Consider the following 23,046-nt stretch of genomic DNA (forward strand, 5'->3'; position numbering starts at 1 on the left):
GGCTATATCCTATCTAAAAGTAAAATAGTTGTTGTAATTAATGATAAAACGGTAGCAATTGCTCCAATGTTTTGAATGGCGTTTGTGCCCGTTCCCCAAGATTTTTGTTTTAAGGGTTTCACGTAAATCATGTCGTTGGGCTGGATATAATAGTAAGGCGAATTCATAACATTGGTATCGGTTAAATCCAGATGGAATATTTTTTGCCCTTGCGGAAATTGCCTAATAATCAACACGTCTTTTTTATCGCCGGTGTCTGGTATATCGCCAGAATTCGCCAGTGCTTCAAAAATATTAACACGTTCTTTAAAAATGGTTTTGGTGCCCGTACTCCCAACTTCGCCCGTAACGGTGTATTGTAATCCGGTTAGTTTTACGGTTACAAAAATATCGTTGGCGGCTTTGTATTCGGTTTCCAATAATTTGTTTTCAATAATTTGCTTTATTTCATCCGTAGTAAAACCCAACACATTAATTTCGCCCAATTTAGGCATCAATATATTACCGTGTAAATCCACAGTAAACCCATCAAAATAAGCACGCTCTTCGCTACTGGCATTCAAATCACCTTCTCCAATGGGATTAAAAATCTGTACTGTTTCTTGCTTTGCAGCCTTAATTCTGATATTTAAAATATCGTTGATTTGTACCCGATACGGCTTTTGTTTCTCAACAATAATTTGGGTTGAATCCGTTGCAGTGTTTTTATTTTGAAGGTAAAGCGTGTCTTTGTACGGGACGCAGGACACTGACACAGAAGCAATGGTTAGTAAGGCTATTAAAAATAATCTTGTCATACTGAGGCACGTTGATATCCAACAAATATAACTTTTCGTCTTGAACAATAAAACATATATCAGTATTTTTGGTTTTTTATCCGTTATTTGCAGAAAAATTATCCCTTTGAATTATTTAACAGTAGAAAACATATCGAAATCTTACGGCGAGGTAACGCTTTTTAAAGACCTTTCCTTTAGCATCCACAAAGACCAAAAAATTGCTTTTGTCGCTAAAAATGGTACGGGGAAAACCTCCATTTTAAATATTCTTTCGGGCGATGACCAAGCCGATTCCGGCAACATTATTTACAGAAAGGACATTAAAGTTTCATTCCTCTCCCAAAACCCCAAATTTGATAACGCATTAACTGTTGAAGAAACCATTCTAGCGAGCGAAAACCCCATTTTAAAAGTGATATCGAATTACGAAAAGGCACTTTTAAATCCGGATGATACCGAGGCCTATCAAAGCGCCTTTGATGCTATGGAGCAACACCAAGCGTGGGATTTTGAAACCATTTACAAACAAATCCTTTTTAAGTTAAAACTTGATGATTTAAGCCATAAAGTGAGTGCGCTTTCCGGTGGACAAAAAAAGCGTTTAGCACTAGCGAATGCTTTAATTAACAAACCCGATTTGTTGATTTTAGACGAGCCCACCAACCATTTGGATTTGGAGATGATTGAATGGCTCGAAGATTTTTTTGCCAAAGAAAACCTCACGCTTTTTATGGTTACGCACGACCGTTATTTTTTAGAGCGCGTGTGTAACGAAATTATAGAATTAGATGAAGGGCAACTTTACAGCTACAAAGGCAACTATTCGTATTACTTGGAAAAACGCGATGCCCGAATTGAACGGGAAGCCGTTGAAACCGGAAAAGCCAAACAGCTCTTTAAAAAGGAATTAACGTGGATGCGCCGCCAACCCAAAGCACGAACCACAAAATCGAAATCCAGAATTGATGATTTTGCCGATATAGAACACCGCGCCCACCAACGCAGAAACGACCACGAAGTGCAGCTGGAATTGAATATGGAGCGCTTGGGCAGTAAAATTCTGGAATTCCACAACGTATCAAAAGCTTTTAAGGATAAAATTATTCTTGATAAATTTGAATACACCTTTAAAAAAGGCGAACGCGTTGGTATTATTGGTAAAAACGGCACCGGAAAAACCACGTTTTTAAATATTTTAACCCAAACGGCCCAACCCGATTCGGGGAAGGTTGTTAGGGGCGATACCGTAAAATTTGGTTATTATACCCAAGACGGCATCACCATAAAACCCGAACAAAAGGTTATTGATGTGATCCGTGAATTTGGAGATTACATTCCCTTAAAAAAAGGACGACAAATTAGCGCGCAGCAACTGTTGGAACGTTTTTTATTCAGCCGAAAAAAACAATACGACTTTGTTGAAAAACTAAGTGGTGGCGAGCGTAAACGCCTCTATTTATGCACGGTTTTAATTCAGAATCCCAATTTTTTAATTCTCGATGAGCCCACCAACGATTTGGATATCGTTACCTTAAATGTGCTTGAAAGTTTTCTTTTGGATTTTCCGGGTTGCATTATTGTGGTTTCGCACGACCGGTATTTTATGGATAAAGTGGTCGATCATCTTTTTGTTTTTAAGGGTGACGGGGTTATTGAGGATTTCCCTGGAAATTACACCGATTATCGGGTTTATGAAGATAGCCAACCCGTAATTTCTGAAGTTACCGAAGATAAAAAAGACCATACCTCTTGGAAACAAAATGAAGCTTCAAAACTATCGTTTAACGAAGAAAAAGAACTGCGGAACATTGAAAGCAAACTAAACGCTTTAGCTTTTGATAAAAAAGAACTGGAAAACAAATTCAATAATCCGGATTTATCGCAAGATGAAATCAATAAACTGTCTGACGAGCTTCAAAAAATCATTGACACTATTGAAACCAAGGAGGAACGCTGGTTTGAATTGTCTTCTAAATTAGAAGATTAGTTTTTTTTCTCGCAAAGACGCAAAGACGCAAAGTTTCCCGAACTCTGAACTCTGAACTCTGAACTCTGAACTCTGAACTCTGAACTCTGAACTCTGAACTCTGAACTCTGAACTCTGAACTAAAATAATGCTTTACCAAATAAAACAATACATAAAATTCCTTTTAAAATCCACCAACCAACACGGTGTGCATTCGCCTTTTGTTTATAATTTGGTAACCAAATGCTTTTACGATACCGCCAATTACCCTGCGTATAAAAACATTATAAACTACAGAAATGCACTCCTAAAAGCGAAAACCAACATTAAAGTAACCGATTTAGGTGCAGGCTCGCGAGTTTTAAAACGCACCCAAAGAAGTGTTCCTGATATGGCAAAAAATGCGGGCACTACTTATAAAAGAGCCAAACTTTTACACAGATTGGTTCGTTATTTTGAATTTGAAACGATATTGGAATTGGGCACATCGTTGGGCATAGCCACACAAGCGATGCACTTAGCCAACCCCAAAGCAGATATTACAAGCATTGAAGGTTGCCCGAATATTTCAAATTTTACGAAAGCCAATTTTGAAAAGCACAACCTAAACCACATCACCGTTATTACTGATAATTTTGATAACGCAACAAAAGCATTGGCATCAAACAAATACGACTTCATTTTCTTTGATGGCAACCACCAAAAAGAAGCGACTTTAAAATATTTTGAAACTTTAATTGAAACCGCACACAACGATTCAGTTTTTATTTTTGATGATATTTATTGGAGCAAAGACATGACCGAGGCCTGGGAAACCATAAAACAACACCCCAAAGTAAGCGTTTCAATTGATACGTTTTTCTGGGGATTTGTGTTTTTTAGGAAAGAGCAGGTTAAGGAACATTTTGTAATAAGAGTTTAGTTTGTTTGCTATGAAGTTGATAAGTCGATTACATTAATTTAAATTTAAAATATATGCATATATTTTGGTTCATCATTCCAGTCCTTCTTATTGCTGGCATCTTTAAATTTAAAAAGGAAAAAAAGAAATTTGAAGCTAATTTTTATGAAGGATTGTCCAATTCACAATTAAAAAATGAAGCAACCATACTATTAAATAAGATATCAAATAGTTTTGACGAAAAATCAAACTTCATTTACACAGACTACAAAAAACATAGGTCATTTTAAATTAGAAGTTCAAGAAACTTTAGCAAAAATAAAAAACAATAAGATTGATGAATTATTTCCAATCACATCAATACAAACCCATAATTATCTTTTCTATGAGCTAGCTAAAAAGAATGATTGGTCTGACAAACAAATAAAATTGATTGAAAATTTAGATTTAATAATTATTGAATTTTCAATACGCCAAGGCATTTTACCAAGAAATTATCATTCGTGAATTCGTGGCAAAAAAAAAAAAAAAAAAAAGCAAGCACATAAATCTTTGCGCCTTTGCGCCTTTGCGAGAAATGATTTAACTTCGTAGTATGAAGATTTACACCAAAACAGGCGACAAAGGCACCACGGCATTATTTGGTGGTACGCGCGTAGCCAAACACCATATTCGTATTGAAAGCTACGGAACGATTGATGAACTCAACTCGCATTTGGGCTTAATTCGCGACCAAGATATTAATGAGCACTACAAAGCCGTATTGATGCACATTCAAGATCGATTATTTACTATTGGCGCAATTTTGGCCACCGACCCCGAAAAAGCGATTTTAAAAAGCGGTAAAGAACGCTTGAATATTGAAAAGATTACCGCAGAAAACATTGAACGCTTAGAACAGGAAATGGACACGATGAACGAGTCGTTGCCACCAATGACGCATTTTGTGCTTCCGGGTGGGCATCAAACGGTGTCATTCTGTCATATTGCACGCTGTGTGTGCCGTAGGGCCGAACGTTTGGCCTCGGCACTTAACGATTTGGAACCTTTTGAGGCCAATGCCCTAACTTACTTAAACCGGCTTTCTGACTATTTGTTTGTGTTGGCACGAAAGTTGTCGTTTGACTTGCAAGCAAATGAGGTGAAGTGGATTCCTGAGAAACATTAAACTAAATTCGTCATTGCGAATTACGCTTTTTTGCGTAATGAGGCAATCTTTTAAATTGCAACAGATTACCACGTCGCAAAAGCTCCTTGTAATGACAAGTAATTTTCTATGGGTACGTTATCCGCGTTAGGGATTGCAGCGAAAAGCCCGCAGCGACCTTTTTTGGGAGCGAGGACTTGTAGCGTAAAGCCCGACCGAAGCGTTTCCTGCAAGGTTTCTTGTACTGAACTTGTTTCAGTATCCAACCTTGTAGGTATGAAGCGAAGGGAACGCCCAAAAAAATAATCTTGCTTTATTTGCCATAAACCTGAATCTGCAACGGTAATTTTTAGCGGTTTAAAACGCAGGTGGGATACGTTCTTAAAAATAATAATGAAATAAATCATTTTTTCCTTGCGTGTTTAAACTAAAAATTTATTTTTGCAAAAAATTAAACGCATAAAAAATGTATTGGACTTTAGAATTAGCATCGTATTTAAGTGATGCGCCTTGGCCAGCAACCAAAGATGAATTGATAGATTACGCTATTAGAACTGGCGCACCGTTAGAAGTTGTTGAAAATTTACAATCGATTGAGGACGAAGGCGACTCGTATGACTCGATTGAGGAAATTTGGTCAGATTATCCAACCGACGAAGATTATCTTTGGAATGAAGATGAATATTAATAAAACATAAAGATAAGTTAAAAAGTCTCGATTTGAGGCTTTTTTTTTATTCTGAATCTTTATAAAATAATTACATAATGTATCTTTGAGTGCTTTTAAAAAAAGCATCAACCAAAATACAAATAACTAATTACACTTAGCTCTGCCTAAGCGTAAACATAAAACATACACCCATGAGTTTTTTAGATTCTGTACTAAAAATGTTTGTTGGCGATAAATCCAAGCAAGATGTAAAAGCTTTAATGCCCATAGTTGAACAAGTTAAAACTTTTGAGGCCGCATTGGAAGCTTTATCGCACGATGAACTAAGAGCCAAAACAGCCGAATTTAAAGGGATTATTGCCGAAACACGCAAACCCTTTAATGAGCGAAAAGAAGCTCTTTTAAAAGAAGCCGAAGCTACCGAAGATATTGATAGACGTGAAGATATTTACCAAGAAGTCGATAAAATTGAAGACGAAGCTTACGACGCTGTTGAAAACACCTTAAACGATATTATGCCCGAAGCTTTTGCCGTGGTTAAAGAAACCGCAAAACGCTTTGTGGACAACACGAATATTACGGTTAAAGCCAATGAGTTTGACAGATCGTTATCGGGCGACAAAACGTATGTAACCCTTGATGGCGACCATGCCATTTGGGCTAATTCGTGGGATGCCGCCGGAAAACCCATTACCTGGGATATGGTGCACTACGATGTGCAGCTTATTGGCGGTGTGGCATTGCATCAGGGTAAAATTGCCGAAATGCAAACGGGTGAAGGTAAAACCTTGGTAGCTACATTGCCCGTGTACTTAAATGCGCTTACCGGTAAAGGTGTGCATTTGGTAACCGTAAACGATTATTTGGCAAAACGTGACAGCGCGTGGATGGCTCCTATTTTTGAGTTTCACGGATTGAGCGTAGATTGTATTGATTACCATCAACCAAACTCCGCAGCGCGTATTAAAGCCTACAACGCCGACATTACTTACGGCACCAACAACGAATTTGGTTTCGATTATTTACGTGATAATATGGCGCATTCGCCAGACGATTTGGTACAGCGTCCGCACCACTACGCCATTGTTGATGAGGTGGATTCGGTTTTAGTGGATGATGCGCGAACACCCTTGATTATTTCCGGTCCCATTCCGCAAGGTGAACACCACGAGTTTAACGAACTGAAACCCAAAGTTGACGATATAGTTTCGGTACAACGTAAATATTTAACGGGCGTTTTGGCCGAAGCTAAAAAGCTTATCAAAGCGGGCGACACTAAAGAAGGTGGTTTTCAACTGCTTCGTGTGTATCGCGGTATTCCAAAAAACAAAGCACTCATTAAGTTTTTATCTGAAGAAGGTGTAAAACAATTGCTTCAAAAAACCGAAAACTTTTACATGCAGGACAACAACCGCGAAATGCCAAAGGTTGATGCCGAATTGTACTATGTTATCGAAGAAAAAAACAATCAAATTGAACTGACCGATAAAGGGATTGAATACCTTTCCGGTAAAGACAATCCAGACTTTTTCATCATGCCTGAAATAGGCATTGAAATTGCTAAAATTGAAGAACAAGGCCTATCGGCCGAAGAAGAAGCCAATCTTAAAGAAGACTTATTTAAGGAATTTGGTGTGAAATCGGAGCGTATCCACACGCTTAATCAACTTTTAAAGGCTTATGCTTTATTTGAAAAAGACACCCAATACGTGGTGATGGAAAATAAAGTTATGATTGTTGACGAGCAAACGGGTCGTATTATGGATGGCCGTCGTTATTCTGACGGATTGCACCAAGCCATTGAAGCGAAAGAAAACGTTAAAATTGAAGATGCCACCCAAACCTTTGCTACGGTAACGCTTCAAAATTACTTTAGAATGTACCGCAAATTGTCGGGTATGACGGGTACTGCGGTTACAGAAGCTGGTGAGTTTTGGGAAATCTACAAACTGGATGTGGTTGAAATTCCAACAAACCGCCCCATTGCCAGGGACGATAAAGAAGATTTGGTTTATAAAACCAAACGCGAAAAATACAATGCGGTTATCGACGATGTAACAAGATTATCAGAAGCTGGTCGTCCGGTTTTAATAGGAACCACTTCGGTTGAAATTTCCGAATTACTTGGTAAAATGCTGAGTATTCGCAAAATATCGCACAATGTATTAAATGCAAAACAGCATAAAAAAGAAGCTGAAATTGTAGATCAAGCCGGCAAAACGGGACAAGTAACCATTGCCACCAATATGGCCGGTCGTGGTACCGATATTAAGTTAAGCGATGAAGTTAAAGCTGCTGGTGGTTTGGCCATTGTAGGTACCGAACGCCATGATTCGCGTCGTGTAGACAGACAGTTGCGTGGTCGTGCCGGTCGTCAAGGAGACCCGGGAAGCTCGCAGTTTTACGTATCGTTGGAAGATAATTTAATGCGTTTGTTTGGTAGCGAGCGTATTGCGAAAATGATGGATCGCATGGGATTAAAAGAAGGCGAAGTGATTCAGCATTCCATGATTTCAAAATCCATTGAGCGTGCCCAGAAAAAAGTTGAAGAAAATAACTTTGGTGTTCGTAAGCGCTTGTTGGAATACGATGATGTTATGAACGCCCAACGTGAAGTGGTTTACAAACGTCGCCACCACGCGTTATTTGGTGAGCGCTTGCGCGTAGATTTAGCCAATATGATTTTCGATACGTCGGAAGGTATTGCCGAAACCAATAAAGGCGCCAACGATTATAAGAATTTCGAGTTTGAATTGATTCGTTATTTCTCTATGAGTTCGCCTATTTCTGAAGAAGAATTCGGGAAGCTTTCGGCACAGGAAATCACCTCGAAAATATACAATGCCGCTTTTGATAATTATAAAGAAAAAATGGCTAGAAATGCCGATATCGCTTTTCCAGTTATTAAAAATGTTTACGAAACGCAGCGCGATAAATTCAAACGTATTGTGGTTCCGTTTACCGATGGCGTAAAAAGCCTAAACGTGGTTACCGATTTGGAGAAAGCCTACGAATCTGGCGGAAAACAATTGATTACCGATTTTGAAAAGAACATTACACTCGCCATTATTGACGATGCTTGGAAAACCCATTTACGTAAAATGGACGAGTTAAAACAATCGGTGCAGTTGGCGGTCCATGAGCAAAAAGACCCCTTATTGATTTACAAATTTGAAGCGTTCGAGTTGTTTAAAGCAATGATTGACCAGGTGAACAAAGATGTGATTTCATTCTTGTTTAAAGGGGAATTGCCTCAAGAAACACAAGACACCATTCAAGAAGCGCGAGCACGTAAAAAGGAAAAACTGAATATCCAAAAAGACGAGATTCCTAATTTAGACGAGCGTTCTGCGCAAAACAGAGCGGCAGGAAATACGCAGCGCCAACAGGAAGTGGTTGAAACCATTGTACGCGACCGACCAAAAATTGGGCGAAACGACCGCGTTACCATTAAGCACGTTTTAAATGGCGAAAACAAAACCTTAAAATACAAACAAGCCGAACCTTTAATTGCCAAAGGCGATTGGGTTTTGGTTGAGGAATAAACGTCATTTCGAGGCGTCCCGATAGCTATCGGGGCGACGTGGTAATCTTTTAAATTGAATCTCGAAACTCCAGTTAACAGATTGCCACATCGCGTAAAAAAGCGTGATTCGCAATAACGTAACATTTTAAAGAGGCTGTCTAAAAAGTCTAGTTCTATGTCATATTGAGCTTGTCGAAATATTTTAACTTATTGACAATCAAGATCGGTTTCGACAAGCTCAACCTGACAAATTAAATTCAAAGAACTTTTTAGACAGCCTCTTTTGCTTTCATAAACTTGATGTTTTAATTTATAAGATAATACTGTCTTAAATTGTTGTAACTTGCTGAAAATCAAAAACCAATTAAACACTAAATTTATGAAAGCAAAACTATCATTTACATTGATTTTAATTTTTGGAATTTTAATCACCGGATGTAAACAAAAAGAGGAACATGTTGAAGTTGAAGAAGTTAAAATTGACCTCTTAAACGACGATTTTCCTGAAGCCAAACAGGAAGTAAAACAAACCATGGATAGTATTTCAAAAAGTGCGCAGGATGGTGATATTGATAAGTTAATCTCTTTCCATGCCTACAGCCCAAAGTTTACTGAATTTAAAGATGGACAACCCCGAAATGACGGCGAAGAAAATGAAAAATACGAACGCAATGTATTTGGTTCGGTCTCAGAAATATTGAAATTTGATATGAACGACATGAAAATTGCGGTTTATGGGCAAGTAGCAAATGTAACCCTTCATACAGATTTTCATTTAAAATTTGGCGAAGACCTCGTGGTGGTTAACGAGCAAATGACCTTGTTACTTGTAAAAACCAAAAATGGTTGGAGAATAGTACACGAGCATCATTCGCCTTTAATAATGGAAGAAAACAAATAAAAGAACCGTTTTAAAGTATTAAAAATCCCGATAGTTTGTCTATTGGGATTTTTTGTTTTAATAGTTTAAATCAACTTGAAATTGTCAGAAAAAATATCTAAATTCGTTTGCAGCATTAATATGTGCATTAACTATTATACACATAATTGGTATATAGTTAATATTTATAATTGTTGGGCATAATTTATGAAAATCAAAACTGAAATAAAAAAAGAGGTATCTGAATTAATTGATGAGGCAAATCTTATTTTGGAATTCTTACAAGCAGAAAGTAAAGAAGAAGGTTTTTCTTTTCATATGAAATATCAGTCTTGGTATTCAAAAGCACTTAAGGTTGTAGAAATTCTTGCCTCAGATAGATATAATGAATTTAAAAGTTTTTATGAAATCGACCCTAAAAGAAAAACATTAGGATATGGAACTTATGTAATTCAAGACTATATTAAAAATGTTTCTCCAAGAGGATATTCAAATTTTGATGCCGACAAACAAGTTCTTATCTGTTTTTATAATCAATATACTATTTTAATATCGCTAGCATCTAGAATTGATAATATATTATCAAATATTGAATCTACTCTTTTATCAGAAATACAAGAAGATGAATTATCATCAGCAAAACAAGTAATGAAAGTAAGCCTCAGAGCTTCAGGAGCTATTTGCGGAGTAATTATAGAAGGACACCTACAAATGGTAGCTAAAAACCATAATCTTACAATTCGAAAAAAAAATCCAACTATCTCAAATTTAAATGAACTCCTTAAGGAAAAAGAAATCTACGATGTTACGCACTGGAGAAAAATCAGCTATCTTGGTGACATTAGAAATATATGTTCACACAAAAAGGATATTGAGCCTACTAAAGAGCAAATTTTAGAATTGATTGAAGGAACAAATTGGTTAATGAAAACTATAAATTAAACTATGCCCAACAAAGAACTGAGTTAAAAAACAAATATTATTAAGCTAATTTTGAAACATAGTTCTCATCATAAGGCAATCCACTTTTTGCAATAGCAAAAGCCTGTTTTAACAACTTATTTGCCACTGCAATTAACGCTAGTTTTGCACTCTTTTTCTTGGCTACAATTCTATCAAAAAGAGCCTTACATGCCTTGTTGTATTTTCTAATTTAGTTGCGAAAACACACAACGAAATCATACACAAAACCCATTTTCCGAACCACTCCAAAAAACAAAAGACTTATCGGTTTAAAAATATTAACTAGCAAAAATGCGCGTTAGGGATTGAAATGGAAATCCTTTTTGTGAGGCACGAGCAAAAAGATTGTATTGGAAAGCCCGACACAGCTTCGGGAGCCCCAGCGACCAAGCGGGGTAACGCAAAAAAAATAAAATAAGAATTTTTGAGTATAAATAAGTAAACACTACTGCATCACCACATTGCTGTATTTGGCATTAACCACAATGGTTTTGTTGGTTTCGGTGTTATTGGTTGTAAACGAAGAGAGGTTATTATCGGTAGTTTTTTCGGGGTGCTTAAAGCGTGTGCGCGTGCCTTTGTACTGCAAATTATGGTTGGCTTTTGGAAGCGTTATAACAGCGTCGCTATTTTGAAGAATAAGGTTTAGGTTATTAAAAGCATCGTCGATTTTTAAGATTTTCAGGTTGCCAATGCTGCCATCGATTATGGCGCTGCCCAAAAGATTTTGTATTTCGATATTTGAAGAATTGGCGCTTAATACCAACTGCCTTACATTGTTTAACTCGGCATGTTCAACGTATTTTAAATTGAGCTCTCCCAAATTCCAATGCGTTACGTAAACTGGCGAATAGGAAGCATTAATGGAAGTAGAACTCCCATTAATGCTGTGTGCTGTAAATTTGGTATGCGATAGATCTGCTTTTAAATTGTCGATGTTTGACGCGAATTCTATTTCGCCATGCCTAACATTGACTTTTAATTTGGCGCCTTTTGGCATTTTAATCCGGATGGTTTTTTTAACTTTTGAGTTCGACTTTTTGTTAACCAAGCGTTCGATTAAAACACGTCGCTCGTCTGATAGTTTTTTGCGTTCTTTGGCGTGCTTTTTATGTACTTCTGCCCGTTCTTTATGGGCTTTGGCAAGTTGTTCGGCCCGTTCTTTATGCGCTTTTGCCTGTGCTTCGGTTCGCTCTTTATGAGCTTCAACGCGTTCTGTTTGTGCTTTCATGCGTTCTGCAAAACGCTTGCCCCAAGCTTCCATTTTTTCTGCATAGGCTTCATTGTCCCATTTGCCTTCAAACTTTTCTGCCCATTCTTCCATTTGTTCGGCGTATTTTTCGCCCCATTCCTTTCCGAATTTCTCGCCCCAAGCTTTCATTTTCTCCTCGTAATCCTTACCAAACTTTTTTTCGAAATTTTTGGTGTATTCTTCCATATACTTTTCGCCATCTTTTTTATAGGCATTATAATCGAAATAAATTTTATTTACGCCCTCTGGCAATTCGGGCAACTCTGGCATTTTTGGCATTTTTGGTAATTCCGGCAATTCGGGTAATTCTGGCATATCGGACATATCAAAGTGGAAATCGAAATCGGGCATATCTGCCAATTCAAACTTCAACTCTTTTAATACGGCGTGTACAGCCTCATTATCTTCATCGCTGCTATATGCCCAAAGGGATGATGAATGCCCTCTGGTTTTTATTGAAACCTGCCCTTGCGAACCCGCAACATTTACGTCCCAGTCTTTTAAAACGGCTTCTAATTCTTCTTTGCTTAAATCGTCGCTTTCAATAAAGGCTTCAATTTCCACTGTGCCTTTGTTCCAGGTATCGAATACAATATTGCAATGGCTTGTGTTTAAATCGATGGTAACGTCTTTATCTACTTTAATGGATTGCGATACTTTGGTTAGTTTTTGTTGAGCCAATAAACTGCTCGAAATAAAAAACACTAAAGCAAATTGTTTGATTTTTATAATTGTACTGTTCATTTTTTTGATTTTTTTAAGATGATTAGACGGCTTGTTTTGTGTCTTCAAAATTATCATCAGAAGTTTGTAATTCGTTTAATTGCGACCGTAAACGATGCAACAGATTTAAACGGAATTTTAAATTATCGATTAAGGCATTTACCGTTAACTCGCTGGGTCCGGACTCGGTTAATTCTATTGATAGGCGTTGGTATTCTTTATCCAATTCATCCAACTGCAATAAATAACCATCAAAAATGGCTTTGGTATCTGGCGTATATTTCATTTTAGACAACTCTAAATTGATACTTGCCAAATAATAATCCTCAACCTTTTTTAACCCGGGAGACACATCGCCCAATGTTTTAATTTCAGCGGCATTTGTGGTTGCTACTTCAATAGGGCCTTCGGGTTGAAAGTATTGATACGCCACAAAGCTCAATCCTAAAAACACCACCAAACTAGCGGCTATACGCATCCCGTAAAACAGGGGTTTTCTTCGTTTTGGCAATGCTTTATCCAACTTTTCAAGAAATCTATCCTGATGGTTTTTTGGCATCTTTTCGTTCAAAGCCTTATCATCTTTAAATAATTCCCTAATATCTCGTGCCATTTTTTTTAAGTGTTAACAGTTCTTGTAATTTTGCTTTACCTCTAAACAATTGGGTGCGCGATGCGACTTCGGTAATATTTAAAATCTCCGATATTTCCTGATGGTCGTAACCCTCTATCAAATACAGCATCACCACATATTGGTATTTATCCGGTAAATTATCAATAGCCCTTTTTACATCGTTTAATGTAATGGCATCGTCTACCAACCATTTGTCGTCGTTATCGGCATCAACCACTTTTAGGTGCACCTCGTCCAAGGCCACAAGTTTTTGTTTTTTGGACTTTAAGAAATCAATGCTTTTATTAACAACAATACGTTTTAACCAGGCCCCAAAAGTAACTTCCGCTTTGTATTGGTGCAGTTTGGAAAACGCTTTAATAAAGGCCTCCTGCACCACATCTTCGGCATCATTAGCATTCTTTAAAAAACGGTTGGCAACAATATACATCCCGTTGCAGTACTGGTTGTATAACTGCAATTGTGCTTTCCTGTTGTTTTGTTTACATTGTTCAATAATGTCAACTTTAAGCATGCTAATTCTACTTTTGGTTCCAACCCACATCACATGGGATTAAGTTAGTCATTATAAAAGACGATTAAAAAAGTAACGTGTTGCAAAAAAGATTGTTTTTTTTTTAGAATGATATGTTTTTGGACGTTCCCTGCGGGTCGGGCTATCCGCTATATCTTTTATTTGGTAACTTCGAGAACCTCAGTCACCAAATAAAAGGATGCCGCTACTATCCCTAACGCGGGCTTATCCGCCAAGGTAGCGGTAAATAGCCGTTAAAAATTCAATATACATTGGTCAAATGCCGTTAGTCTTCACTAAAAAAATCAACCACACAACAAACCAAATAAATGTACGTTTCAACTTTATTAATTATTACTTTTTAAAGTATCTTTATCCCTTAATAAATTCTCCTATATGAACACCTTTTTAAAACGCGTTTTAATCCTATTGTCTGTTGTAGCACTTGGATTATTTTTATATTCTTATTTTGTTGAAAATATTTTTTCCAATCGTTTAAGCCCTAAAGATACCGTAGAATTTAAACTAAACGATTTAGAACTCGAAGTATTTTACAACAGGCCATCAAAAAAAGACCGCGAGATTTTTGGTGCTTTGGTGCCCTTTAATCAAGTGTGGCGAACAGGTGCAAACGAAGCAACTACCTTTGAGACCAATCAAACCCTCGATGTAAACGGCATGCCTTTACCAAAAGGCAAATACACGCTTTGGACCGTGCCCAAAGATTCGGTTTGGACGGTAATTTTCAACTCCAAGCAATACCCTTGGGGTGTTACCAACGAAATGAAACCTTATTGGGACCCCAATTACGATGTGCTTAATGTGGATATTCCGGTTGAAAAACTAGACTCTACCGTCGAGCAATTCACCATAGCTTTCGATAACTCGACCGATAAGTTGTTTTTAACCATGGCTTGGGACGATGTAAAAGTTGCTGTACCGCTTAAATAAGTTGGCAGTTTTCAGTTGACAGTTTTCAGCTGGCAGTCCTTAGGCCTCGGTTTTCGGTTTTCGGTCTTCGGTCTTCGGTCTTCCGTCTTAAAATATTATCGTAAATTAGACAAACATTCGTGCATTCGTGGCAAAAGAAAAAAAATCAGCTTTAAAAGAAAATGAAGGTGTTTCGCAGTCCGAAATCACCAACGCTGCCTCTATTAAAAACATAAAAAAGAAACGCAACGCTAAAATAAACCCAAAAACCTTAGTGGCGGCTATCTTAAAAAATGATATTACGGCCCTAAGCAGGGCCATTACTTTAGTTGAAAGTAAAAATACCGACCACTTCCCCATCGCCAATAGCATTATAAAGCGGTGTTTACCGCATGCCAACAAATCCATTAGAATTGGTATTACCGGCGTTCCCGGAGTTGGAAAAAGCACCTTTATCGAAACCTTCGGAAAGCACTTGACCGCATTAGGAAAGCGCGTTGCCGTATTAGCCATCGACCCAAGTAGTTCGCTAACAAAAGGCAGTATTTTGGGCGATAAAACCCGAATGGAAGAATTGGTAAAAGACGAGAATGCGTATATCCGTCCGTCGGCTTCCGGAAAATCCTTAGGTGGCGTTGCCAGAAAAACACGCGAAAGCATCATTTTATGCGAAGCCGCAGGTTTTGATGTGATTATCATTGAAACCGTTGGCGTAGGGCAAAGCGAAACCACCGTACACAGTATGGTCGATTTCTTTTTATTATTGAAATTAGCGGGTGCTGGCGACGAACTGCAAGGCATTAAACGCGGCATTATTGAAATGGCCGATGCCATTGCTATCAATAAAGCCGATGGCGATAATTTAAAACAGGCTAAAATCGCCAAGGTAGAATTCAACAGAGCGCTACACCTCTATCCTCAAAAAACCTCAAATTGGAAACCTAAAGTTATGTTGTGCAGTGCGCTGAAAAACGAAGGTATTGACGATATTTGGAATATCATTTTAGAGTATATTGAAACCACAACCCAAAATAATTATTTCAACAAAAAAAGAAAGGAGCAAAATAAATTTTGGCTCATTCAAACTATCGAAGACCAATTAAAATCAGATTTTTTTAACCGTCCGGATATTAAAAAAGAATTGGCTACACAATTGCATTTAATAGACAACAATAAAACCACGCCTTTCGCAGCGGCTTATTATTTGTTAAACCTTGCGCATTAATTCTGGGGTGCAAATCTGTTTAAAAGATATTTTGCCAGTTTGTAGAATAAAAACCCTGAAATTGCGCCAAAAGTTAATCCGCATAAAAGGTCCAACGGGTAATGTACGCCAACGTAAATTCTGCTATACGCCAAAACAGCACTCCAAAACAATAAAATAAAAATAAGGTTTTTATAATAAGGTTTAAGCATTAACCCTGCAAATACGGCTACTGCCATGGAGTTTGATGCATGTCCTGAGAAAAAACCATACTTACCGCAACGAACGGCAATAAATCGCATTTGATCAATTAAATCGGCTTCACCACAAGGTCGCGGACGCTCGAATGTACGCTTAAAAACATTGGTTATTTGGTCGGTAAAGGTTATCATTAAAGCCACTACAACAACAAAAACCAATAAAGATTTCGCTCCAAATTTCTTATAGAGAAAAAACAACAACAACGCATAAAGCGGTATAGACGCCAACTTATTGGTGATAATTAACCACAAATTGTCCCAAGGCTGCGCCCCTAAATTATTTAAAAACAAAAAAAGTTCGGTGTCGTATTCTAAAAGTGTATCAATCATTATTGTTAATTTTTCCGGCTGAATACCTTCAGACAGCTTTCCCTATTCCCAAGGTATCTATTCCTCGTATTTTGCCACTTCGCTATCATAAAACTCGGTCGCTAATTTTATAGCATTCTCGGTTTCGTTTTCCAATTCCTTTTGGTCTTCAACATCAAAATCCTCAAACCATTCCACCTCATCATCTTCAAGATTGATAATAAATCTAGGAAATTCAGTATGAATTACAAAAATAGCATTTGGGTATTCTGTATTATCGCCAAGTATAAATTTTGGAAGTGCCATGGAAGTTATAAATTATAAGTGCCTAAAATGCACTAAAGTTATTTTAAAAAAGCAAAGTTATCATTTATTCATTTAACTTTAAGTACTCAGGCGCACTTTAAATACTTTCAACTTTAATCAATTTTTTTGTCAAATAATCAAATCGAATATACAATAAAATAGCAGCTGTTGTTAATCCCGCCAGCAATCCTAACCAAATACCAAAGCTTCCGTACGCCTCTTCCTTTCCCAAAAACCAACTTATGGGAAAACCAATTAACCAATACGAAATAAAGGTAATAACAGTTGGTATTTTAACATCTTGCAATCCGCGTAATGCGCCTAAAACCACAACTTGGATGCTATCACTTATTTGAAAAATGGCTGCCGCAATTAATAATTTTGATGCGATTTTAACCACTTCGGTATTATCAACCAGATTTTTTGCATCATCAAAATCGACATATATTTTAGGTAACTGATTATGAAACGCAAAGAAAACAATAGCAAAACCAACGGCAAACAAGGTGCCCATTAAAAACAATGAAAACGCAATACGGCGCAGCTCAAAATAACTTTTTAAACCTTTTTGGTTGCCCACCCTAATCATGGATGCAACACTTAAACCCATGGCAACCATGAAGGTCATTGACGACAAGTTTAGGGCAATTTGATTTGCCGCTTGCGGATTTTTCCCCAGCAATCCACTTAGCCAAATGGCAGCGGTAAAAATGGCGACTTCAAAAAACATTTGCATAGCGCTTGGTGCTCCAAGGTTTATAATTTTTTTAAGCATCAATTTATTGAGCACAAAAAACTTAATATTGGTTACAAAAGCTTTCGATTTGTCTTTTCCTTTTAACAAATACCATAAATACCAAACCATAATAAATCGTGATATTAAAGTGCCGTAAGCGGCACCTACGATGCCCATTTCGGGAAAACCGAATTTTCCAAAAATTAAAATATAGTTTAAAAATACATTTATAATATTGGCTAAAACGGTAGCGTACATGGGATATTTGGTCATAGACAATCCATCGCTGAATTGCTTGAAGCCTTGAAAAACAATTAACGGAATTAATGAAAACGCCACCAAATCCAAATACGGAATGGCCAGTTCGACAACCTCAACAGGCTGTTTCATTAAATACATAAGTGGTTTTGCAAAAAACACCACCAAAAACAATAAAACACCTAAAACCGTACATAAAAACAACCCGTGTTTAAAAGATGATTTGCCATTTTTAAAATTCCCTTCGGCATCAGCCTCGGCGACCAAAGGCGTAATAGCCGTTGAAAACCCGATACCCAAAGACATGGCAATAAACATAAAACTATTACCTAAAGATACGGCAGCCAATTCAGCAGTTCCCAATTGACCAACCATGATATTATCAACAAAACTTACAAAGGTATGCCCTAGCATTCCCAACATAACCGGAGCCGCCAATTGCCAATTGTATTTGAATTCTTTGGTATAATCTTTTAATTGCATCCCGCAAAAGTAAACTTTAGCTTTAGCTTTTTAAACTTTATGATATAATTTTCTGAAAAATTAATAATTCATACATTAAACATTATAAAAAAATCTATAAATAGCTGATTATTAAATATTTATTCGTATATTTATAATCCCTCAACATAGTTAAGCGCTTATTCTATTTGATTAGAAACCATTTTCGCTTTTGTTTAATAGGGATTTAAAAAAACTGAAGCTTTTATGTTTCTAAATTTTTAAAAGAGGCTGTCTCAAAATAGAGATAGCCTCTTTTTCCATTTTAACATTAACATAGTTTTTAGATTTTTTATTTCATGCATTTAGTATCTTGTGATACCTATTATTTTTTTTATGAAGCGACTATTATTCCTGCTGTTTACTTTTAATTTATTTTTTAGTTTTTCGCAACAAAACGTTACGCCATTTTTAGAGCATATTGTAAAACAATTTCCTAATGTTAGGGATATTGCCATTGCTCCAAAGGGCAACGAAATTATGTTTTCTGCGCAAAGCGTTATGGGGAACACATCTGCTATTGTTACCGTTTCAAAAATAAATGGTTTATGGAACGATCCAAAAATCGCATCGTTTTCTGGACAGTATTTCGATTTAGAACCTTTTTATTCGCATGATGGGTTAAAGCTTTATTTTGTATCGACAAGACCAATAGAAGCTTCAAGCAACGAGCCAAAGGATTTTGACATTTGGTATGTTGAACGACAGGGTTTAAAAAGCAATTGGTCTTCACCCAAAAATATGGGAAGCCCGATAAATACCGAACATGGGGAGTTTTATCCTTCAATAGCCAAAAACGGAAACTTTTATTTTACTCGTGATAACCCCGAGCTAAAACGTAAAGATGATATTTATGTAAGTAAAAACATTAACGGAAACTTAACCCAACCCCAAGCATTACCAAATACCATAAATTCTGAAGGTTACGAATACAATGCTTTTATTGCGCCCGACGAATCGTATTTGATTTTTGGTGGTTACAACCGAAAAGACGGTTTGGGCAGTGGCGATTTGTATATTAGTTATAACACTGATGAAGGCTGGACGAAAGCGAAAAACTTAGGAGACACCATCAATAGCCAAAAAATGGATTATTGCCCATTTGTTGATGTAAAAACAAACACCCTTTACTTTACAAGTAAATTAGATAATACCAAATCGCATTTTAAAAATCCTTTAACTCTTAACGAATTACTAACCGAGTTTAATAAATACGATAATGGGTTGAGTAGATTGTATACGATTAAATTTAACACTGATCCGTTTAAAAATTAATTTTAGGTTCTTAAAAAATTAATTTTTGGTAAATACCTAACATTCACTTTCTTATGAATTCTATATGAATTAATCAGAATCATTATGAGGTTAAAGCAATACATTACAACCACAAGAATCATCTGATTTCTTAAATTATTAATAATTATTGTTGGGCTTAACACTCCAGTAGTATCTATTTTATTAGCCAATAGTAACGCATTACATATAAAGCCGACAGAAAAAATTATTATCCAAGTTATTTGAAAATTAATAATTGATTTCGCCAAAACATTTACATCTTTTAATTTATCTTTTTTAGAAATCCACATAATCAATGGAATAATTATACCTAATAATGGAAAAAACAAAAAAGAAAGAGCAGATAGATTTAGAGCCTGCAAGTAACCATTATCTTCCTGCACAGTCCAATCAATTAAATCATCAGGAGTAACATGTAGTGCATTTGCCAACCGTTTAAGTGTATCACCTCGCGGTTCGGTTTCGCCATTTTCTATTCTTTGAATGGTTCTTAAACTTAAACCTGAATTCTCGGTTAACTCTTCTTGAGAAAACCCTTTTCTTTTTCTTAATGCTTTAACTCGATTTGCTAAATTTTTGTTCTTCATTTTAGTAGTATAAATTATTTAGAACAAATGTAGTTTCGTTGTGTATTATTGATACCGTCAAGCGTATGTCATTCTTACGTCATATAAGCCAAACACACATACTCAATTGAAAACTTACAGTTTAGGAACTTCTTTTTTAGCGGTTTCAAACTCACTCATCATATCTGTAACAATTTGTGCCACCGGTTTTATATCGTGAATCAATCCTGAAATTTGACCAATTTCCAGCTCACCTTCATCCAAATCGCCTTCAAACATACCGCGTTTTGCCCTGGCTCGTCCCAACAATTGTTTTAGTTCTTCTGGTGTTGGTGCAGTTTTATATAGTTCTTGAATATCGTTGTAAAACTTGTTTTTAATCAATCTAACAGGCGCGAGTTCTTTTAAGGTTAACTGGGTATCACCTTCTTTGGCATCAACAACCACTTGTTTAAAGTTTTGATGTGCCGAACTTTCCTCGCTAGCTACAAACCTACTGCCAACCTGTACGGCATCGGCACCTAAAACCATTGCGGCAAGCATGGATTTGCCTGTGGCAATACCACCGGCGGCGATTAACGGAATGTCAATTTGTTCTTTAACCATGGGGATAAGCGTTAATGTTGTGGTCTCATCTCTACCGTTATGTCCACCAGCTTCAAAACCTTCGGCAACAACCGCATCCACACCGGCATCTTGAGCCTTTAAAGCGAACTTTACGCTACTTACTACATGCACCACTATAATACCTCTATCTTGTAACCACGAGGTCCAGGTTTTTGGGTTTCCTGCAGAAGTGAATACGATTTTAACACCCTCCTCAACAATAATATCCATGATATCCTGAATATTAGGATACAACATAGGCACATTAACCCCAAAAGGTTTATCTGTGGCTTTTTTACATTTTTGGATGTGTTCGCGTAAAACATCAGGATACATGCTTCCTGCCCCAATAAGCCCTAAAATACCAGCATTACTTGCAGCCGAGGCTAATCGCCAACCACTATTCCAAATCATTCCAGCTTGAATAATGGGGTATTTAATATGGAATAATTCAGTAATTTTATTGGGCATTTAATTCTTTATAAATTTAAAAGATTTTACGCTGTTTTTTGATGTCGCATTGATAATATAAATGCCTTTTGATAAGGTAGCGATGTCGATTTTATTATCTGTACTGTTAATAAAACGTTGTAAAACCTGCTTACCTAAAATATCAAAAAACGTTATGGTTAGTTTGTCTTCGTTAGAAGGCATTTTTACAAAAACAACAGCTTTGGAAGGGTTTGGATAAATTGAAATATTATTATCATTTTCTAAATCATCAATTGATAAAGCGTTGAACGCACTCCATAAATCGGGAATACCGTAACCTAATTGATAATCTGGTGTGCTAAATTGAGAACCCGATTCGCGAACCACCTGCATGATTTCTGCATTGGTTTTATTTGGTAAGGCTTGCATTAAACATGCAATTCCGCCGGCCAATATAGGCGAACTAAATGATGTACCATTGTTTGCACCAATTACATTACTTGAATTTATAACCGCCGAAGCCTGACCTTGCGCAACAACATCGGGTTTTTGTGAGGGTTGAAAACCATTTCCAACAGAACTAAACGTCGCATAACCCCCTGCTGAATTTACGGCACCAATGGTTAAAGTATATTCGGAATCTGCTGGACCGCTAACTCCTGCACCACCTTCGTTTCCTGCCGAGGTAACCAGTAACAAGCCTTTTTCAAAAGCAATATTAGTGCCTTTTGTAATAAAGGTCGTATTCCCATCCATTTCGGCAGTTGTATAATCATAGTTAGGATAATTGGGAAAATCTTTATAACCCAAAGACGTGTTTATTATATCCACTCCTAAGCTATCAGCCCGTTCAGCGGCCTCAACCCAATAACTTTCTTCAACTGGGTTTTCATCATTATTATCTTCCGTTTTAAACAAATAATAGGTGGCGTCTGGTGCTGTACCCACAAAATTATTTAACACATAACCGGCCATGGTACTTAAAACTTGGGTACCGTGGTCGCCAGGACTTGCATATACATTCGCGTTTCGGTTTACAAAATCGTAACCTCCCATTAAGTTTCCCGCATCTCTTAATCGCTGAAAAGCCCCCATAGTATCAACATTTTCAAAACCACTATCCAATACTGCAATGGTAACGCCAGAGCCCGTATAATCCGCAACATGCAAATCATCGACATTAATCATCTCTACCTGATTTTGGGTATTACCATAAGTAAAATTCACAAAGGTATTCTCAACGGTAAATTTACCCTTGGTTTTTAGAACCTCTTTTTCATTAGAATTTTTGGTGATGTTCAAGCTTTTATCGGCAAAATCAATACGGTCTACAAACGATGATGTTGCAGGATTTGTTAGTAAATCATTTATGTTGGTTTCAGTCCCCCTAACGTGTACCGCATTAAACCATTTGGATTTTGCCATAACGGTAATTCCCGTGGCATTTTTAAGTGTGGTAATGTATGATTCGTTAACCGGAACGTCTCTAACATCTATTGTTACCCCGTGTTTAGCCTTTCTGTCAATCGCTTTTTGCATAAGAAATGCAGAAGGATTGTTAACGGGATATGTACTGGTAGGTTTGTCTGTTAAATATACCCAAGCATCTTCTTGTTGGGCAAACGTGAAAAATTGAAACGCAAGAAAGCTTAGAATTAAAAATCGCCTTAACATATTATAATTTTTT

General features: G+C 36.9%; 22 protein-coding genes and 1 pseudogene. 11 read left to right on the top strand and 12 right to left on the bottom strand.

Annotated elements, in window-relative coordinates; all coding sequences use genetic code 11:
* Positions 1-2 precede the first annotated feature (2 nt).
* Complete coding sequence (locus ACN5J7_RS07220) at positions 3-797, bottom strand: polysaccharide biosynthesis/export family protein (RefSeq protein ID WP_311940184.1); 795 nt, start codon at positions 795-797, stop codon at positions 3-5.
* A gap of 106 nt (positions 798-903) precedes the next feature.
* On the opposite strand from ACN5J7_RS07220, the gene ACN5J7_RS07225 reads away from it, so the two are divergent.
* The 4 genes from ACN5J7_RS07225 (at position 904) to ACN5J7_RS07240 (ending at position 4,814) form a co-directional block, all read left to right on the top strand.
* Complete coding sequence (locus tag ACN5J7_RS07225) at positions 904-2,766, top strand: ABC-F family ATP-binding cassette domain-containing protein (protein ID WP_418603378.1); 1,863 nt, start codon at positions 904-906, stop codon at positions 2,764-2,766.
* A gap of 127 nt (positions 2,767-2,893) precedes the next feature.
* Positions 2,894-3,667 (top strand): O-methyltransferase, encoded by a 774-nt coding sequence (locus ACN5J7_RS07230; RefSeq protein ID WP_418603379.1) that lies wholly within the window; start codon positions 2,894-2,896, stop codon positions 3,665-3,667.
* A 213-nt stretch (positions 3,668-3,880) separates the two neighbouring features.
* Complete coding sequence (locus tag ACN5J7_RS07235) at positions 3,881-4,153, top strand: hypothetical protein (protein ID WP_418603380.1); 273 nt, start codon at positions 3,881-3,883, stop codon at positions 4,151-4,153.
* Positions 4,154-4,241: 88 nt separating this feature from the next.
* Positions 4,242-4,814 (top strand): cob(I)yrinic acid a,c-diamide adenosyltransferase, encoded by a 573-nt coding sequence (locus ACN5J7_RS07240; RefSeq protein WP_418603381.1) that lies wholly within the window; start codon positions 4,242-4,244, stop codon positions 4,812-4,814.
* A gap of 65 nt (positions 4,815-4,879) precedes the next feature.
* Here ACN5J7_RS07240 and ACN5J7_RS07245 read toward each other — a convergent pair whose 3' ends face one another.
* Positions 4,880-5,200, bottom strand: a complete 321-nt coding sequence (locus ACN5J7_RS07245) for a hypothetical protein (RefSeq protein ID WP_311940176.1) — start codon at positions 5,198-5,200, stop codon at positions 4,880-4,882.
* A gap of 59 nt (positions 5,201-5,259) precedes the next feature.
* Here ACN5J7_RS07245 and ACN5J7_RS07250 point away from each other — a divergent pair, with 59 nt between their 5' ends.
* The 4 genes from ACN5J7_RS07250 (at position 5,260) to ACN5J7_RS07265 (ending at position 10,811) form a co-directional block, all read left to right on the top strand.
* Positions 5,260-5,481 carry a DUF2795 domain-containing protein gene (locus tag ACN5J7_RS07250; protein WP_019387375.1) on the top strand — a complete coding sequence of 74 codons (222 nt, stop codon included), beginning with the start codon at positions 5,260-5,262 and terminating at the stop codon, positions 5,479-5,481.
* A gap of 173 nt (positions 5,482-5,654) precedes the next feature.
* Complete coding sequence (gene secA / locus ACN5J7_RS07255) at positions 5,655-9,008, top strand: preprotein translocase subunit SecA (protein ID WP_418603382.1); 3,354 nt, start codon at positions 5,655-5,657, stop codon at positions 9,006-9,008.
* Between the two features lie 360 nt (positions 9,009-9,368).
* Positions 9,369-9,890 (top strand): YybH family protein, encoded by a 522-nt coding sequence (locus tag ACN5J7_RS07260; RefSeq protein WP_418603383.1) that lies wholly within the window; start codon positions 9,369-9,371, stop codon positions 9,888-9,890.
* A gap of 186 nt (positions 9,891-10,076) precedes the next feature.
* Positions 10,077-10,811 carry a hypothetical protein gene (locus tag ACN5J7_RS07265; RefSeq protein WP_418603384.1) on the top strand — a complete coding sequence of 245 codons (735 nt, stop codon included), beginning with the start codon at positions 10,077-10,079 and terminating at the stop codon, positions 10,809-10,811.
* A 40-nt stretch (positions 10,812-10,851) separates the two neighbouring features.
* On the opposite strand, the pseudogene ACN5J7_RS07270 reads toward ACN5J7_RS07265, so the two are convergent.
* From ACN5J7_RS07270 to ACN5J7_RS07285, 4 genes and pseudogenes are all read right to left on the bottom strand, one after another.
* Positions 10,852-11,019 (bottom strand): annotated as a pseudogene (locus ACN5J7_RS07270) (IS110 family transposase); the annotation flags it as partial.
* A 258-nt stretch (positions 11,020-11,277) separates the two neighbouring features.
* Positions 11,278-12,828, bottom strand: coding sequence for a hypothetical protein (locus ACN5J7_RS07275; protein WP_418603385.1), 1,551 nt, complete (start codon positions 12,826-12,828; stop codon positions 11,278-11,280).
* A 22-nt stretch (positions 12,829-12,850) separates the two neighbouring features.
* Positions 12,851-13,420, bottom strand: coding sequence for a hypothetical protein (locus ACN5J7_RS07280; protein ID WP_418603386.1), 570 nt, complete (start codon positions 13,418-13,420; stop codon positions 12,851-12,853).
* Positions 13,404-13,955: an RNA polymerase sigma factor gene (locus tag ACN5J7_RS07285; protein WP_418603387.1), complete on the bottom strand. Its 552-nt coding sequence runs from the start codon at positions 13,953-13,955 to the stop codon at positions 13,404-13,406. Before ACN5J7_RS07285 ends, ACN5J7_RS07280 begins: the two co-directional genes overlap by 17 nt.
* A 396-nt stretch (positions 13,956-14,351) precedes the next feature.
* On the opposite strand from ACN5J7_RS07285, the gene ACN5J7_RS07290 reads away from it, so the two are divergent.
* Together ACN5J7_RS07290 and meaB are read left to right on the top strand one after the other, a co-directional pair.
* A complete protein-coding gene (locus tag ACN5J7_RS07290; RefSeq protein WP_311940149.1) occupies positions 14,352-14,906 on the top strand; it encodes a DUF2911 domain-containing protein in 555 nt (184 codons plus the stop codon).
* A gap of 127 nt (positions 14,907-15,033) precedes the next feature.
* Positions 15,034-16,110: a methylmalonyl Co-A mutase-associated GTPase MeaB gene (meaB, locus tag ACN5J7_RS07295; protein WP_418603388.1), complete on the top strand. Its 1,077-nt coding sequence runs from the start codon at positions 15,034-15,036 to the stop codon at positions 16,108-16,110.
* On the opposite strand, the gene ACN5J7_RS07300 is transcribed toward meaB, so the two are convergent.
* The 3 genes from ACN5J7_RS07300 to ACN5J7_RS07310 form a co-directional block, all read right to left on the bottom strand.
* On the bottom strand, positions 16,107-16,679 hold the full coding sequence (locus ACN5J7_RS07300) for a phosphatase PAP2 family protein (RefSeq protein WP_418603389.1): 573 nt from the start codon (positions 16,677-16,679) through the stop codon (positions 16,107-16,109). The two genes, meaB and ACN5J7_RS07300, sit on opposite strands and share 4 nt — an antisense overlap.
* A 57-nt stretch (positions 16,680-16,736) precedes the next feature.
* A complete protein-coding gene (locus tag ACN5J7_RS07305; protein ID WP_311940143.1) occupies positions 16,737-16,964 on the bottom strand; it encodes a hypothetical protein in 228 nt (75 codons plus the stop codon).
* A 97-nt stretch (positions 16,965-17,061) separates the two neighbouring features.
* Positions 17,062-18,441, bottom strand: a complete 1,380-nt coding sequence (locus ACN5J7_RS07310) for an MATE family efflux transporter (protein WP_418603390.1) — start codon at positions 18,439-18,441, stop codon at positions 17,062-17,064.
* Between the two features lie 354 nt (positions 18,442-18,795).
* Here ACN5J7_RS07310 and ACN5J7_RS07315 point away from each other — a divergent pair, with 354 nt between their 5' ends.
* Positions 18,796-19,734 carry a hypothetical protein gene (locus ACN5J7_RS07315; protein ID WP_418603391.1) on the top strand — a complete coding sequence of 313 codons (939 nt, stop codon included), beginning with the start codon at positions 18,796-18,798 and terminating at the stop codon, positions 19,732-19,734.
* Positions 19,735-19,736: 2 nt separating this feature from the next.
* Here the strand turns inward: ACN5J7_RS07315 and ACN5J7_RS07320 are convergent, their stop codons facing one another.
* The 3 genes from ACN5J7_RS07320 to ACN5J7_RS07330 all read right to left on the bottom strand — a co-directional run bounded on the left by ACN5J7_RS07320 (position 19,737) and on the right by ACN5J7_RS07330 (position 23,033).
* Positions 19,737-20,342: a DUF4870 domain-containing protein gene (locus tag ACN5J7_RS07320; RefSeq protein WP_418603392.1), complete on the bottom strand. Its 606-nt coding sequence runs from the start codon at positions 20,340-20,342 to the stop codon at positions 19,737-19,739.
* Between the two features lie 114 nt (positions 20,343-20,456).
* Positions 20,457-21,398 carry an NAD(P)H-dependent flavin oxidoreductase gene (locus tag ACN5J7_RS07325; RefSeq protein ID WP_311940134.1) on the bottom strand — a complete coding sequence of 314 codons (942 nt, stop codon included), beginning with the start codon at positions 21,396-21,398 and terminating at the stop codon, positions 20,457-20,459.
* Entirely contained in the window at positions 21,399-23,033 is a 1,635-nt protein-coding gene (locus ACN5J7_RS07330) for a S8 family serine peptidase (protein WP_418603393.1), read from the bottom strand.
* Positions 23,034-23,046 lie beyond the last annotated feature (13 nt).

The sequence above is a fragment of the Hwangdonia sp. genome (assembly GCF_048381975.1).
Lineage (GTDB): Bacteria > Bacteroidota > Bacteroidia > Flavobacteriales > Flavobacteriaceae > Hwangdonia > Hwangdonia seohaensis.